The sequence below is a fragment of the Paenibacillus sp. KS1 genome, assembly GCF_001680695.1.
Lineage (GTDB): Bacteria > Bacillota > Bacilli > Paenibacillales > Paenibacillaceae > Paenibacillus_B > Paenibacillus_B suaedae.
The window spans coordinates 33,123-46,308 of the sequence record NZ_MAIS01000047.1 but is presented as its reverse complement, the minus strand read 5'-3'; the positions used below and the strand labels follow the sequence as shown (position 1 = coordinate 46,308).

The window sequence follows — 13,186 nt, the reverse complement described above, 5'->3', positions numbered from 1 at the left end:
ACAACGTCCAGGTCAAGGCGGCGGCTCGCGTCCAGGTCAAGGCAGCCAACAAAGCAGCGGTCAAGCGCGCTTTGCACAAGGCGGCCAGCAGCGTCAAGGTGATCAAGCTCGTACCGGTCAAGGCACTCAGCAGCGTCCGAACAGAAACTTCGGTGAACGCAGTGAGGATTTCTCCGGTGGAAGAAATCAATCAAGAAACAACAATAATAATAATAAGAGACGCTTCGATGACAACCGTAATGGCGGAGGCATGCGCGGCCGCGGCGGCAAGAACAGAGGCAGAAATAATCAACAGCAGGTACAGCGTGAGAAAATTGACAATACGCCGAAAAAGATTATTGTACGCGGTGCAATGACAGTAGGTGAATTGGCAAAATTGCTTCATAAAGACGCTTCCGAGGTTATTAAGAAGTTCTTGCTCATGGGCGTTATGGCAACAATCAACCAAGAAGTAGACTTGGATACAATCCAGTTGATTGCAGACGAATTCAAGGTTGAAGTTGATTTGAAGCTGCCTGTATCCGAAGATCCGTTCGAGGAAACAGAAGAAAAAGAAGAAGATGCAGCAGACTTGGTTGAACGTCCAGCAGTTGTTACGATTATGGGTCACGTTGACCATGGTAAAACGACATTGCTTGATTCGATCCGCAAGACGAACGTTACGGGTGGAGAAGCAGGCGGTATTACGCAGCATATTGGTGCATACCAAGTTGAGTTCAACTCGAAGAAGATTACGTTCCTGGATACACCGGGCCACGAAGCGTTTACGTTGATGCGTGCCCGCGGTGCACAAGTAACCGACATTACGATTATCGTTGTTGCTGCTGACGATGGTGTTATGCCGCAAACGGTTGAGGCAATCAGCCACGCAAAGGCAGCGAACTGCCCAATCATCGTAGCTGTTAACAAGGTCGATAAGCCAGAAGCCAATGTCGATCGTGTAAAGCAAGAATTGACTGAATATGAATTGGTTCCAGAAGAGTGGGGCGGAGACACTATCTTCGTTAACGTTTCTGCGAAGCAGCGTACGGGCTTAGAAGAATTGCTCGAAATGATCCTGCTCGTATCCGAAGTGAACGAGTTCAAGGCGAACCCGAATAAGGATGCTCGCGGTACGGTGCTTGAGGCAGAGCTGGACAAAGGCCGTGGACCAGTTGCTCGCGTCCTCGTTCAACAAGGTACGCTGAAAGTAGGAGATGCATTCGTAGCAGGCACATGCTTCGGCCGTGTGCGTGCAATGGTGAATGACCGTGGTCGTCGCTTGAAAGAAGCAGGCCCATCTACACCGATCGAAATTACAGGTCTTACAGATGTTCCACAAGCTGGCGATATGTTTGTCGCGTTCGATGATGAGCGTAAGGCTCGCTCCATTGCTGAGAAGCGTTCGACAACTTATAGAGAGAGCCAATTGGGTGCGAATACTCGTGTAACGTTGGATGACTTGTTCAAGCACATTAAAGACGGCGAGATGAAAGAATTGAACGTAATCATCAAGGGTGACGTTCAAGGTTCTGTTGAAGCACTTCGCGGCTCGCTCGAGAAGATTGAAGTTGAAGGAGTTCGCGTTAAGATTATTCACTCCGGTGCTGGTGCAATTACAGAGTCGGACATCATCTTGGCAACAGCGTCCAACGCTATCGTTATCGGCTTTAACGTTCGTCCAGACGCACAAGCGAAGATTACTGCTGATCAAGAGAAGGTTGATGTTCGCTTGCATCGTGTCATCTACTCAATTGTTGAAGAAATCGAGCAGGCGATGAAGGGTATGCTTGATCCAGAATATAAAGAAGTTGTGATCGGTCATGCTGAAGTACGCAATACGTTCAAAATCAGCAAAGTCGGTACAATCGCAGGATGTATGGTTACAGAAGGTAAGATTTCCCGCTCTGCAGAAGTACGCCTTGTTCGTGACGGCATAGTTGTTCACGAAGGTAAAATCGACTCGCTCAAGCGCTTCAAGGATGATGCGAAGGAAGTTGCGCAAGGCTACGAGTGCGGTATTATGCTTGAGAAGTACAATGACATGAAGGAAGGCGACATCATCGAAGCCTTTGTCATGGAAACCATCGAACGCAAATAGAATGGTTTCAACTCAGATGATGTTGTAAGCTATATATGAAATGAGGTGTTTCCCATGGCGAACTTTCGCTCCGGACGTGTTGGCGAGCAGATGAAGAAGGAACTTAGCCAGTTGATCCAAACCGAGATTAAGGATCCTCGAATCGGCTTCATTACGGTGACAGGCGTTGATGTAACGAACGATTTGTCACAAGCCAAAGTGTACTTGAGTGTCATGGGCAATGAAGAACAAAAGGAACAATCCATGAAAGCATTGGAGAAGGCGAGCGGATTCCTTCGTTCCGAGATTGGCAAGCGAATTCGTCTTCGTCATACTCCAGAGCTGCTGTTCAAGATCGATTCTTCAATCGAATACGGTAGCCATATTGAAAAGCTGCTTGGTGAAATTCGCGATCGCGACAATAACTAAGTCAGCAGCATAAGAACGCACAAGTGAATCGGGCCAAGGCTCGATTCACTTGTCTGTATGGAGGTTATTAATGACTGGACTAACGACGCAATCTTATGCACAGCAGATCGAGAGAGCTAGAAACTTTATTCAAGAGGGCAATCATTTTCTTGTGGTTGCACATGTTCAGCCTGACGGAGATGCGATAAGCTCAACGTTGGCGGTAGGCTGGCTGCTTCGTCAATGGAACAAATCCTATGTCATGGTGAATGAGAATGGAGTTCCTAATAAGTTAAATTATTTGCCGGGCTCTGATCAAATCAACGTACATGCAGAACTTGAAAACATTGCTGCCAAGCCATTTGATACCGTAATTTGTGTGGATTGTGCGGACTATGCGCGCATCGGAAAAATAGCAGAATGGATCGATAAGGATGCTCGTATTTTAAATATTGATCATCATCCAACGAATGACCACTATGGGGAAGTTGCAGTCATCCGCGAGGATGCTGCGGCGACCGTTGAGATATTATTCGATATGATTGCTTCCTACGGGCTTACACTCGATTTAGAGGTAGCGACAGTACTGTATACTGGCTTGCTAACTGACACGGGGGGATTCCGGTACAGCAACACGACACCACATGTGATGACGATCGCATCTGAGCTGCTTAAGCAGGGTGTTAACGGCAATGACATTGCGGATCGATTGCTTGAGAAGATGTCGATGGCACAGATGCAGCTTATACAACGCGGCCTGTCGAGATTGGCATTTAGCGAGGATCATCGAATTGCCTGGTTGTACGTGACTCCTCAGGATATGCAAGAGACCGGGGCGCTTAATGAAGATCTGGAAGGCTTGGTCAATTATCCACGCAATATCGATGGTGTAGAAGTTGGTCTTTTATTTAAGCAAGTAGATGACACAGGAGTAAAAGTGAGTATGCGTTCCGCAGGGCTTGCTAATGTGGCTGAGATTGCTCAATCCTTTAGTGGAGGCGGTCATGTCCGTGCAGCAGGCTGCAAGCTTGCTGGTACTTTAGAAGAAGTCATTACCATTGTAATAGAACGGGTGAAGCAAGCTTTATGAGTAACTATCATGGTGTATTACCCGTATGGAAGCCTGAGGACTGGACGTCCCATGACGTAGTTGCCAAAGTACGCCGCCTTATTTGGGAGAAGCGTATCGGGCATACGGGAACATTGGATCCGAAGGTTGTTGGAGTGCTGCCGCTATGTATAGGCAAGGCGACACGGATCGTTGAGTATTTGCAGGAGATGCCTAAGCAGTATGAGGCAACCCTCCGATTCGGTGTATCAACAGATACCGAGGATCTAAGTGGAGAGGTACTGGAGCGCTCGGACGCTTCGCATTTGACGGAAGAGATGATTCGTGAGACGATTCTATCCTTTATCGGGGATATCGAACAAGTGCCTCCGATGTACTCCGCTGTTAAGGTAGACGGAAAGCGACTGTATGATCTAGCGCGTGAGGGGAAGACGGTGGAGCGTAAAGCGCGCCAAGTTACGATCCATAACATTGATCTTCTAGATGTACAGTTAGGCACCTCTGAACCGGAAGTACGATTCCTAGTTGAGTGTTCCAAAGGAACTTATATCCGAACACTATGTGTTGATATCGGTCGTAAGCTTGGCGTTCCATCTACAATGGCGAAGCTGATGCGAACGGTATCTGCCGGGTTTGTTCCTTCACAATGTGTAACCTTCGATCAGATTGAGCAGGCTGTCGCGGATGGAACATTTGAAACGATGCTTCTATCTGTGGAGGATGCAATCTCAGATATGCCTAGAATTCAAGTATCTGAGAAGTTTGCCCATTATGCATTGACCGGTCGATCTATTCCTTTGCACGCTTTGCAGCCGAAACCTTTGACGAATGGTACGATTCGATTGTATGATGAACATGGAACGTTCTATGGGATATTCCAAGTTCCACAGGGGCAATCGGTGTTGCGTCCTGTGAAGGTATTTCTTCCGAACGAGTAATGTATATAATGCTGTGCGCGATTCGAGCAGGCAATTGACTCGGCTTGCGCTAGCTTTTGTCTACTCTTGTGAAAGGGAGAACATACTAGTAGGTAGGAACTTTGGTTTACTGTCCGTGTAACTGGATTGGGAGTTTAACCACAAATCGATAATACGCAGGGGCTCTGATTACAATGGAAACGATAGCATTACATGCAGCGCTCGATGATTCGAGCTGGCGACTGCAGGAGCAGCCGCAAGTATTAATATTAGGACATTTTGACGGTATTCATGAGGGACATGTACGGGTCATTCGGCATGCGTTGGACTACGGGAAGCAGCATCAAATGCCCGTAGGTCTGATGACTTTCCATCCACATCCCAAGGGAGTATTCGGCAAGCCGGAGTATGAACGATTCATTACGCCATTGTCGGAGAAAAAACGGATTTTGAGTCAGCTTGGGCTTGACCGTTTGTATGTTGTACATTTTGATTTGTCATTCGCTAAAGTTACCGCGCAGCAGTTCGCAGAAGCGATCTGCCGTATGAAGGTGAAACACGTCGTTGTCGGCTTCGACTATCGCTTCGGTCATGGTGGAGAAGGTACCGCACAATTGCTGCAGGAATGGGGCAAGGGCTGCTTTACTGTTGATATCATACCGGCACATAATGACGTTGAGACTGCAGTGAAGGTGAGCAGCACACGGATTCGCGAAAGTCTGCTGCAAGGTGATGTTGTCAATGCGAATCGACTGCTAGGCCGAACGTATATCATTCGCGGCGAGGTTGTTCATGGTGACGCCCGTGGTCGTACGATGGGCTTCCCAACTGCGAATGTCCGGGCAGAAGAAGCATATGTCATCCCAGCGAATGGCGTATATGCTGTGAAGGTGCTGGTTCACGGAACGTGGCATGATGGGGTGCTGAATATTGGCTTGAAGCCGACATTCAAGACGGGAGAAACCGTTCAATCGGTTGAAGCCCATCTATTTGATTTTGATCAAGATATATACGGGGAGACCGTAACGGTTGCCCTAATGAGCTATATTCGTCCAGAGCGCAAGTTCAGCTCCATACAAGAGCTGATCGCACAGATTACTGCGGATTCAGAGGAAGCGCGCCAACGTCTAAGCACGATGGAGAAGGCGCCTGCAGTAACAATTGGCGTCTAATATTGTTCACCATATTCTAAGCGTTCTATCTTCGTTCGAATTGATTGCTAAGACTTGTTTTACTTTTGTAGATGGAGATGCTATACTAATAACGTTGTCGTGAAAAACGACCCGTCCATAGCTTGGTTATTCGATCTCACCGTCGATGACGAGGCTAATGGCGTAAACTAACACATATTTTAGGAGGTGAATAGGATGGCTATGACTCAAGAGCGTAAACAACAGCTTATTGAAGAACATAAGACGCACGCTACGGATACAGGTTCTCCGGAGGTGCAAGTCGCTATCCTTACTGAAAACATCGTAAACTTGACGGACCATCTTCGTACACACAAGAAGGATCATCATTCCCGTCGTGGTTTGATGAAAATGGTAGGTCAACGCCGTAAGTTGTTGGCTTATGTGAAGAACAAAGATGTTAAACGCTACAGCGCATTGATCGCAAAACTCGGTCTTCGCCGTTAATAGCACGAACCAAAGCAGCCTGGTTGTTCATTGCCGCTTCTTATCGCGGCATGCAACCGGGTTGCTTTTTAGTGATTGCATATGATGCTACATATTGTGATAGTAGACAAGCTTCCATCAGGACGGTATTTCAAATGAAATGCAGGAAATAATGGGAGTAGTAACGAAGAATATAAACTGAACCACTTAAGGAGGGATCCGATGAACCGCATCGAGATGGAACTTGGCGGCAGAAAGCTTGTCCTGGAAACGGGGCGTTTGGCTAAGCAAGCAAATGCCGCAGTCAAAGTCGAGTACGGTGATACAGTCGTGTTGTGTACCGTTACCGCATCGAAGGAACCTAAAGATCTAGATTTCTTCCCATTGACTGTCAATTACGAAGAACGATTATATGCAGTAGGTAAAATCCCTGGTGGATTCATTAAGCGCGAAGGTCGCCCAAGTGAGAAAGCGATTCTTGCAAGCCGCCTTATTGACCGCCCGATTCGCCCGTTGTTCCCAGAAGGCTTCCGTAATGATGTGCAGATCGTGGATTTGGTTATGAGCGTGGATCAAGACTGCCCACCAGAAATCGCGGCAATGATCGGAACATCCGCTGCATTGACGGTATCTGATGTGCCATTTAATGGCCCAATTGGCGGCGTGATTGTAGGTCGTATTGACGGTCAATTTATTATCAACCCAACCGTTGAACAAGAGGAAAAGAGCGATATTCACCTTGTTGTATCGGGTACAAAAGACGCGATCATGATGGTTGAAGCAGAAGCGAACGAAGTACCGGAATCGGTTATGCTTGAAGCAATCATGTTCGGTCACGATGAAATTAAGAAAATTGTAGCGAAGATTGAAGAATTCGCTGCGATCGCAGCAAAACCGAAGATGGAAGTGAAGCTGCATGCAGTTGATACAGATGTGAATACTGCTGTTCGTGCGTTCGCGCAGGAACGTCTCGTTGAAGCGATTCGTATTCCTGAGAAGCATGCGCGTCAAGATGCGATTGATGCAATCAATCAGGAAGCAGCTGCACACTTCGAACAATTGTATGTGGAAACGCCTGAGAATATGAGCGATGTGAGCGAAACCTTGTACGATATCGTGAAGGAAGAAGTTCGCCGCTTGATCACACATGATAAAGTTCGTCCAGACGGCAGACAGCTTGAAGAGATTCGCCCAATCGATTGTGATACAGGATTATTGCCTCGTACTCACGGATCTGGCTTGTTCACACGTGGACAAACGCAAGCACTCAGCATTTGTACACTTGGTGCACTTGGAGACGTGCAAATTTTGGACGGTCTTGGCTTGGAAGAGTCGAAACGCTTCATGCATCACTACAACTTCCCTCCATTCTCCGTAGGGGAAGCTCGTCCGCTTCGTGCTCCTGGACGCCGCGAGATTGGTCACGGTGCACTCGGTGAACGTGCCTTGTCCAAGGTGATTCCGCCAGAGAGCGAATTCCCGTATACAATCCGACTTGTATCCGAGGTCATAGAATCTAACGGTTCTACTTCCCAAGCAAGTATTTGTGCAAGCACACTTGCGATGATGGATGCAGGGGTTCCGATCAAGGCACCGGTTGCAGGTATTGCAATGGGTCTGATCAAAGACGGGGAACAATTCTCCATCTTATCCGATATTCAAGGTATGGAAGACCACCTCGGCGACATGGACTTCAAGGTTGCTGGTACAGCTGAAGGTGTTACAGCCATTCAAATGGATATCAAAATTGATGGTATCGACCGCAGCATCTTGACACAAGCGTTGGATCAAGCACGTGCAGGACGTATGCACATCTTGGATAAAATGAATGAAGTTATCCAAACTCCACGTGAATCCTTGTCACAGTATGCGCCTAAGATCTTGACGATGCATATTAATCCAGATAAGATCCGTGATGTTATTGGTGCCGGCGGTAAAGTCGTCAACAAAATCATCGAGGAAACAGGCGTCAAAATTGACATCGAGCAGGATGGCCGCATCTTCATCGCATCTACAAATGCAGAGTCCAATGAGCGTGCCCGTGAAATTATCGAGGGTATCGTGAAGGAAGTTATCGTTGGTGAAGTATACACAGGAACAGTGAAACGCGTTGAGAAGTTCGGTGCATTTGTTGAAGTGCTTCCAGGTAAGGAAGGGCTTGTGCATATTTCTCAATTGTCAACTGAGCGTGTAGAGAAAGTCGAAGATGTCGTGAAAATTGGCGATAAGCTTGAGGTTAAGGTTGTCGAGATCGACCAACAGGGACGCATCAATTTGTCCCACAAAGTGCTGCTTCAGCCTGCACAGACAGAAGGAACTGCAAGCTCCGAAGCTGCAGCTACAGAACGTCCACGCAGCAGCAGACCACCACAAGGGGGCGGCAATCGTCCACCTCGCGGACCGCGTCCGTCTAAGCCGCAAAGCTAAGTCGGATACAGCGAGCAAGACAAGCCTGAGAAGGCAACATACGTAGCAAGGAAAGAGGCAGACTGGTTTCTGGCTCTTTTTTTGATGCAAAAAATAGGTATTGATTGCATGATAGGCATTGATTGCTTCCAGACCGAATAACTCGTCCCGAAATCGCATAGAATCAAAAGGACTATCTTGGAAGGGAATGGACTGGATGCAGCCAAAGTTAAAGAAATGGTTCGCCGTAACAGCAGGAGTTGTCATCGTGCTGGCAGCAGTAGCGCAGACCGATGTTAGAAGCTATTTGCAGGAGAAGAAGGCAGAGCTCGCCGTGAGCTATGCTTACCAATCGGGGGTAGAGGATAAGGCTGCGAATGATCCATTAATGGCTCGAATCAAGGAGGAAGCAGCCAAACGATATATTGCTCCAATTAATGCCCGCATTGATCGGGTGTGGAAGGCAATACCCGGATACAATGGGCAGGAAGTAGATATTGAGCGAACGTACACTGCCAATTCGGGGAAAGATCGTTCGGCTGAATTGAAAATGGTCATGCGCGAGGTGAAGCCGGAGGTCTCCTTGACGAGTCTAGATCCACAGCCGATCTATCGAGGGAATCCGAATAAGCCGATGGCAGCGCTTATGATCAATGTCGCTTGGGGGAACGAGTACATCGATCCAATGCTGAAAGTGCTAGCAGATGAGAAGGTGCATGCGACATTTTTCTTAGACGGCAGCTGGTTGAAGAAAAATCCTGACATTGCGAAGCGGATTCAGGCGGCGGGACATGAGATGGAGAATCATGCATACTCTCATCCGAATATGAGCGAGCTAAGCGAGGGGCACCAGACGCAGCAAATTGAGAAGACGAAGCAATTGCTGAAGCAAACGCTTGGCGTAGAGAATAAATGGTTCGCTCCACCATCAGGAGACTTCAATATGTTGACGGTACGTACAGCACATGCACTCGGATTGAAGACAGTGCTGTGGACCTTTGATACGAGAGACTGGATGAAGCCCTCTGTGGCTACGATACTGCGTAGATTTCAAGAGAAGACAGAACCGGGATCACTGATCCTCATGCATCCAACGGAGCCATCCAGTACAGCCTTGAAGGAAATGATTCGGATATTGAAGCAAAAGGGCATTGTACCAGGTACGGTAGGAGAAACACTTTCTGAGAAGCGGGTGCCTCCGATTGAAGTTGAGAGGTGATCAGATTTCTGGTAGGATTAGAAAGGCATACTTGGAAATGTACTTGGACGAGGAGGAATTGCCGGTGGAAAAAGTGCAGCTGTCTAACGGCCTTCGTGTCGTGATGGAGAAAATACCAACCTGCCGTTCCGTTTCATTTGGGATATGGGTTAAGACAGGTTCACGCAATGAGGATGAAACGACCAACGGGATTTCCCATTTTATCGAACATATGATGTTCAAAGGAACAGAACGGTTTGATGCGAAAGCAATCGCAGACTCCTTCGATGCGATCGGAGGAAGTGTTAATGCGTTCACTTCCAAAGAATATACCTGTTATTATGCAAAAGTATTGGATGAGCATTTGCCGATAGCGGTTGATGTGCTGTCCGATATGTTTTTCCGGTCATCCATGCTGGACGAGGAATTGCAGAAAGAGAAAAATGTAATCCTTGAAGAAATTGCGATGTATGAGGATACACCGGATGATACGGTGCATGATCTGGTTACTCGTGCTGCCTTTGGCACACACCCGCTCGCATATCCGATATTAGGAACGAAGGAACGCCTGACACCAATGGGGCCTGATCATCTCCGCGCATATATGAAGAATCATTATACGGTCTCGAATACGGTCATTGCAGTAGCAGGTAACTTTGATGACTCGATCATCGAATTGCTGGAGAAGCACTTCGGACAATTCACGAATGATGAGCCTGCGGCCATATTAACGGAACCAAGCTTCCATAGTGAATTCATATATCATAAGAAGAAGACAGAACAGAATCATATTTGTCTCAGCCTGCCAGGCTGTTCGATGACAGATCCGCGCCTTTACGCTATGATATTGCTCAACAACTTGATCGGTGGCGGCATGAGCTCTCGCCTGTTCCAGGAAATTCGCGAGAAGCGTGGACTTGCCTATTCTGTTTACTCCTATCATTCGTCACATGCAGATAGCGGTCTATTCACGCTCTATGCAGGAACCGCACCGAAGCAGACGAAGGAAGTGCTTGATTTAACCTTGGATATGCTAGGTGAACTGGCAGTGAAGGGCTTGTCTGAGGAAGAACTTCACAAAGGCAAGGAGCAGTTGAAGGGAAGTCTTATCCTCGGCCTTGAGAGCACAGGCAGCCGAATGAATCGATTAGGGAAAAATGAGCTGATGCTAGGCAAGCATTTCACGCTGGATGAGATCATCGCTCGAATTGAATCGATTAAGCTAGAAGACGTTACCTTTGTATTGAACCGTATGCTTTCCCATCCATTCGCAGGTTCAATGGTCGGAGCAAATGATAAAGCAATATCGGCATTCAGGAGGGATCAACTTGTTACAACAATCACACCAAGTTCAAATTAAACGCCTGCCAGGCAATGAGGATGTACCGCTCCCTCAAAAAATGTCCGAACTCGCAGCAGGCTTCGATCTATATGCAGCGGTAGAAGAGCCGCTTACATTAGCACCCGGCCATCGCGCCCTCGTGCCTACTGGATTTTGCATGGCAATGCCTGAGTACTTAGAGGCACAGATTCGTCCACGCAGCGGACTTGCCTATAAGCATGGCATTACTTGCTTGAATTCACCAGGAACGATTGATGCCGATTACCGCGGAGAGGTGAAGGTCTTGCTAGCCAACCTTGGACAGACTCACTTCACGATTGAGCGCAATGAGCGTATTGCGCAAATGGTGATTCAATTCGTTCCATCTATTCAACTTGTCGAGGTAAACGAGTTGACTGATACGGAACGCGGAGAAGGCGGCTTCGGTCATACCGGAACGAAGTAAAATAATGATCAAATAGGACGCAGTTGAATTACCGTTTTGGTAAATCAGCTGCGTTTTTTTTGCGTCTTGAGATGGGCTTGCACATGGCTGCACCCTTTTTAGGCGTGCGCATAAGATGTTTTATACGTTGTGTGCACGTTTGTGAAAGGAGTGATCAGCGAGGATGTTAACTGGAGTTCAGGTCGTGTTTATTGGCGGAGATGCTCGCCAGCTTGAGATCATCCATAAGCTGACTGAATTAGATGCCAGTGTCACGATCGTTGGGTACGATCAACTGCAAAACCCATATCATGGCGTACAGCGCCAATCCCTCTCTATCGAGCTGTTGAAGCAGGCGGATGCTCTTGTGCTTCCTGCTGTAGGAACTGATGACAGTGGGAAGGTTCATGCCATCTTTACATCGGATGAATTGGTGCTGACGGAAGAGCATATTGCGGTACTGCCGGAGCATTGTGTTGTCTTTACGGGGATGGCCAAACCATATTTAAGCAAGCTGTGTGCGAAATACCGCCTCTCGCTTGTTGAATTGTTCGATCGGGATGATGTTGCAATATACAATTCCATTCCGACGGCCGAAGGCGCGATTATGATGGCGATTCAGAACACCGATATCACCCTTCATGGTTCTGAATCGGTCGTTCTTGGGATGGGGAGAACAGGGTTCACATTGGCACGCACCCTTCTTGGCTTAGGGGCTAATGTGCGGATTGGGGTGCGCAGAGATGAACATTTTGCCAGAGCGACAGAAATGGGTTTCAAGCCTTTTTTCATAGCAGATCTCGCGCGTCAGGCGGCAAATATCGACTTGCTTTTTAATACGATACCGACTATGATAGTCACAGCGCAGGTCATAGCGCAAATCCCTAACCGTGCCGTGATTATCGACCTTGCTTCCCTGCCGGGTGGCGTGGATTTCCGATTCGCGGAGAAGCGGGGGATCAAGGCTATGCTGGCACCAGGATTGCCAGGCATTGTCGCACCGAAGTCTGCTGGACGAATATTGGCACAGAGTATCACGCAGCTGTTGCTTGAGGACATGCGGAATCGGGGGAATGGACAATGAACTTCACGGGGAAGACAGTTGGCTATGCACTAACAGGCTCACACTGCACATTAGAAGAAGTAATGCCTCAGGTGAAACGCTTCGTAGATGCTGGAGCGCGCGTTATCCCGATTGCATCACATTCGGTCATGACGACCGATACACGCTTTGGGGAATCCGATCATTGGCAGAAACAGTTGAAAGAGATTACTGGTAATGATATCATTTCTACAATTGTGGACGCAGAACCGCTCGGGCCATCCAAATTGCTGGATGTGATGGTGATCGCGCCTTGCACAGGCAATACGACGAGTAAGCTGGCAAATGCATTGACAGAAAGCCCTGTCCTTATGGCAGCCAAAGCACAAATGCGCAACCAGCGCCCTCTTGTGCTTGCGATTTCGACTAATGATGGACTCGGTTTAAACGCAGCCAATATAGCCAAACTCCTTGTAGCCAAGAACATATACTTCGTTCCGTTCGGCCAAGATAATCCACAGCAGAAGCCGAATTCATTGGTGGCGCGCATGGACTTGGTACCAGAGGCATGCTATGCAGCATTAGAAGGCAAGCAGCTTCAACCGGTATTAATTGAACGGTTCTTATACTGAACATAGCATACCACGCAAATTATCATAATATAGATGTTTGGAAGATTGTGGGTATAGAGGGGAGAAACGACAG

The 13,186-nt window shown here is 47.8% G+C and carries 12 protein-coding genes; all 12 read left to right on the top strand.

Going from position 1 to position 13,186, the window contains the following annotated elements; translation table 11 throughout:
- Positions 1 to 2,080, top strand: a 2,080-nt coding sequence (gene infB, locus BBG47_RS16555) for a translation initiation factor IF-2 (protein WP_065292600.1), incomplete at its 5' end; no start/stop codon positions are given.
- A gap of 54 nt (positions 2,081 to 2,134) precedes the next feature.
- On the top strand, positions 2,135 to 2,488 hold the full coding sequence (rbfA, locus tag BBG47_RS16550) for a 30S ribosome-binding factor RbfA (protein WP_005550538.1): 354 nt from the start codon (positions 2,135 to 2,137) through the stop codon (positions 2,486 to 2,488).
- A gap of 70 nt (positions 2,489 to 2,558) precedes the next feature.
- Positions 2,559 to 3,557 (top strand): DHH family phosphoesterase, encoded by a 999-nt coding sequence (locus BBG47_RS16545; RefSeq protein WP_065292599.1) that lies wholly within the window; start codon positions 2,559 to 2,561, stop codon positions 3,555 to 3,557.
- Positions 3,554 to 4,474: a tRNA pseudouridine(55) synthase TruB gene (gene truB / locus BBG47_RS16540; RefSeq protein WP_065292598.1), complete on the top strand. Its 921-nt coding sequence runs from the start codon at positions 3,554 to 3,556 to the stop codon at positions 4,472 to 4,474. Before BBG47_RS16545 ends, truB begins: the two co-directional genes overlap by 4 nt.
- A gap of 173 nt (positions 4,475 to 4,647) precedes the next feature.
- Complete coding sequence (locus BBG47_RS16535) at positions 4,648 to 5,625, top strand: bifunctional riboflavin kinase/FAD synthetase (protein WP_065292597.1); 978 nt, start codon at positions 4,648 to 4,650, stop codon at positions 5,623 to 5,625.
- 195 nt (positions 5,626 to 5,820) lie between these two features.
- On the top strand, positions 5,821 to 6,090 hold the full coding sequence (rpsO, locus tag BBG47_RS16530) for a 30S ribosomal protein S15 (protein WP_065292596.1): 270 nt from the start codon (positions 5,821 to 5,823) through the stop codon (positions 6,088 to 6,090).
- Between the two features lie 201 nt (positions 6,091 to 6,291).
- Positions 6,292 to 8,496: a polyribonucleotide nucleotidyltransferase gene (gene pnp / locus BBG47_RS16525; protein WP_083189366.1), complete on the top strand. Its 2,205-nt coding sequence runs from the start codon at positions 6,292 to 6,294 to the stop codon at positions 8,494 to 8,496.
- 187 nt (positions 8,497 to 8,683) lie between these two features.
- The gene (locus BBG47_RS16520; RefSeq protein ID WP_065292595.1) at positions 8,684 to 9,694 is read left to right on the top strand and encodes a polysaccharide deacetylase family protein; all 1,011 of its coding nucleotides are present in this window, start codon (positions 8,684 to 8,686) and stop codon (positions 9,692 to 9,694) included.
- A gap of 64 nt (positions 9,695 to 9,758) precedes the next feature.
- Complete coding sequence (locus tag BBG47_RS16515) at positions 9,759 to 11,033, top strand: M16 family metallopeptidase (RefSeq protein WP_065292594.1); 1,275 nt, start codon at positions 9,759 to 9,761, stop codon at positions 11,031 to 11,033.
- Complete coding sequence (gene dut / locus BBG47_RS16510; protein WP_065292593.1) at positions 11,002 to 11,460, top strand: dUTP diphosphatase; 459 nt, start codon at positions 11,002 to 11,004, stop codon at positions 11,458 to 11,460. The genes BBG47_RS16515 and dut overlap by 32 nt, the downstream gene beginning before the upstream one ends.
- 163 nt (positions 11,461 to 11,623) lie before the next feature.
- On the top strand, positions 11,624 to 12,523 hold the full coding sequence (gene dpsA / locus BBG47_RS16505; protein ID WP_021256501.1) for a dipicolinate synthase subunit DpsA: 900 nt from the start codon (positions 11,624 to 11,626) through the stop codon (positions 12,521 to 12,523).
- Positions 12,520 to 13,113 carry a dipicolinate synthase subunit B gene (locus tag BBG47_RS16500; protein ID WP_021256500.1) on the top strand — a complete coding sequence of 198 codons (594 nt, stop codon included), beginning with the start codon at positions 12,520 to 12,522 and terminating at the stop codon, positions 13,111 to 13,113. Before dpsA ends, BBG47_RS16500 begins: the two co-directional genes overlap by 4 nt.
- The last annotated feature ends 73 nt before the right edge of the window (positions 13,114 to 13,186 follow it).

What these genes read in the sequence shown, in the direction of transcription:
- BBG47_RS16535 (WP_065292597.1), top strand. Translation starts at nt 4,648, where the DNA reads ATGGAAACGATAGCATTACATGCAGCGCTCGATGATTCGAGCTGGCGA.
- pnp (WP_083189366.1), top strand. Translation starts at nt 6,292, where the DNA reads ATGAACCGCATCGAGATGGAACTTGGCGGCAGAAAGCTTGTCCTGGAA.
- BBG47_RS16545 (WP_065292599.1), top strand. Translation starts at nt 2,559, where the DNA reads ATGACTGGACTAACGACGCAATCTTATGCACAGCAGATCGAGAGAGCT.
- dpsA (WP_021256501.1), top strand. Translation starts at nt 11,624, where the DNA reads ATGTTAACTGGAGTTCAGGTCGTGTTTATTGGCGGAGATGCTCGCCAG.
- rbfA (WP_005550538.1), top strand. Translation starts at nt 2,135, where the DNA reads ATGGCGAACTTTCGCTCCGGACGTGTTGGCGAGCAGATGAAGAAGGAA.
- truB (WP_065292598.1), top strand. Translation starts at nt 3,554, where the DNA reads ATGAGTAACTATCATGGTGTATTACCCGTATGGAAGCCTGAGGACTGG.
- rpsO (WP_065292596.1), top strand. Translation starts at nt 5,821, where the DNA reads ATGGCTATGACTCAAGAGCGTAAACAACAGCTTATTGAAGAACATAAG.
- BBG47_RS16500 (WP_021256500.1), top strand. Translation starts at nt 12,520, where the DNA reads ATGAACTTCACGGGGAAGACAGTTGGCTATGCACTAACAGGCTCACAC.
- BBG47_RS16520 (WP_065292595.1), top strand. Translation starts at nt 8,684, where the DNA reads ATGGACTGGATGCAGCCAAAGTTAAAGAAATGGTTCGCCGTAACAGCA.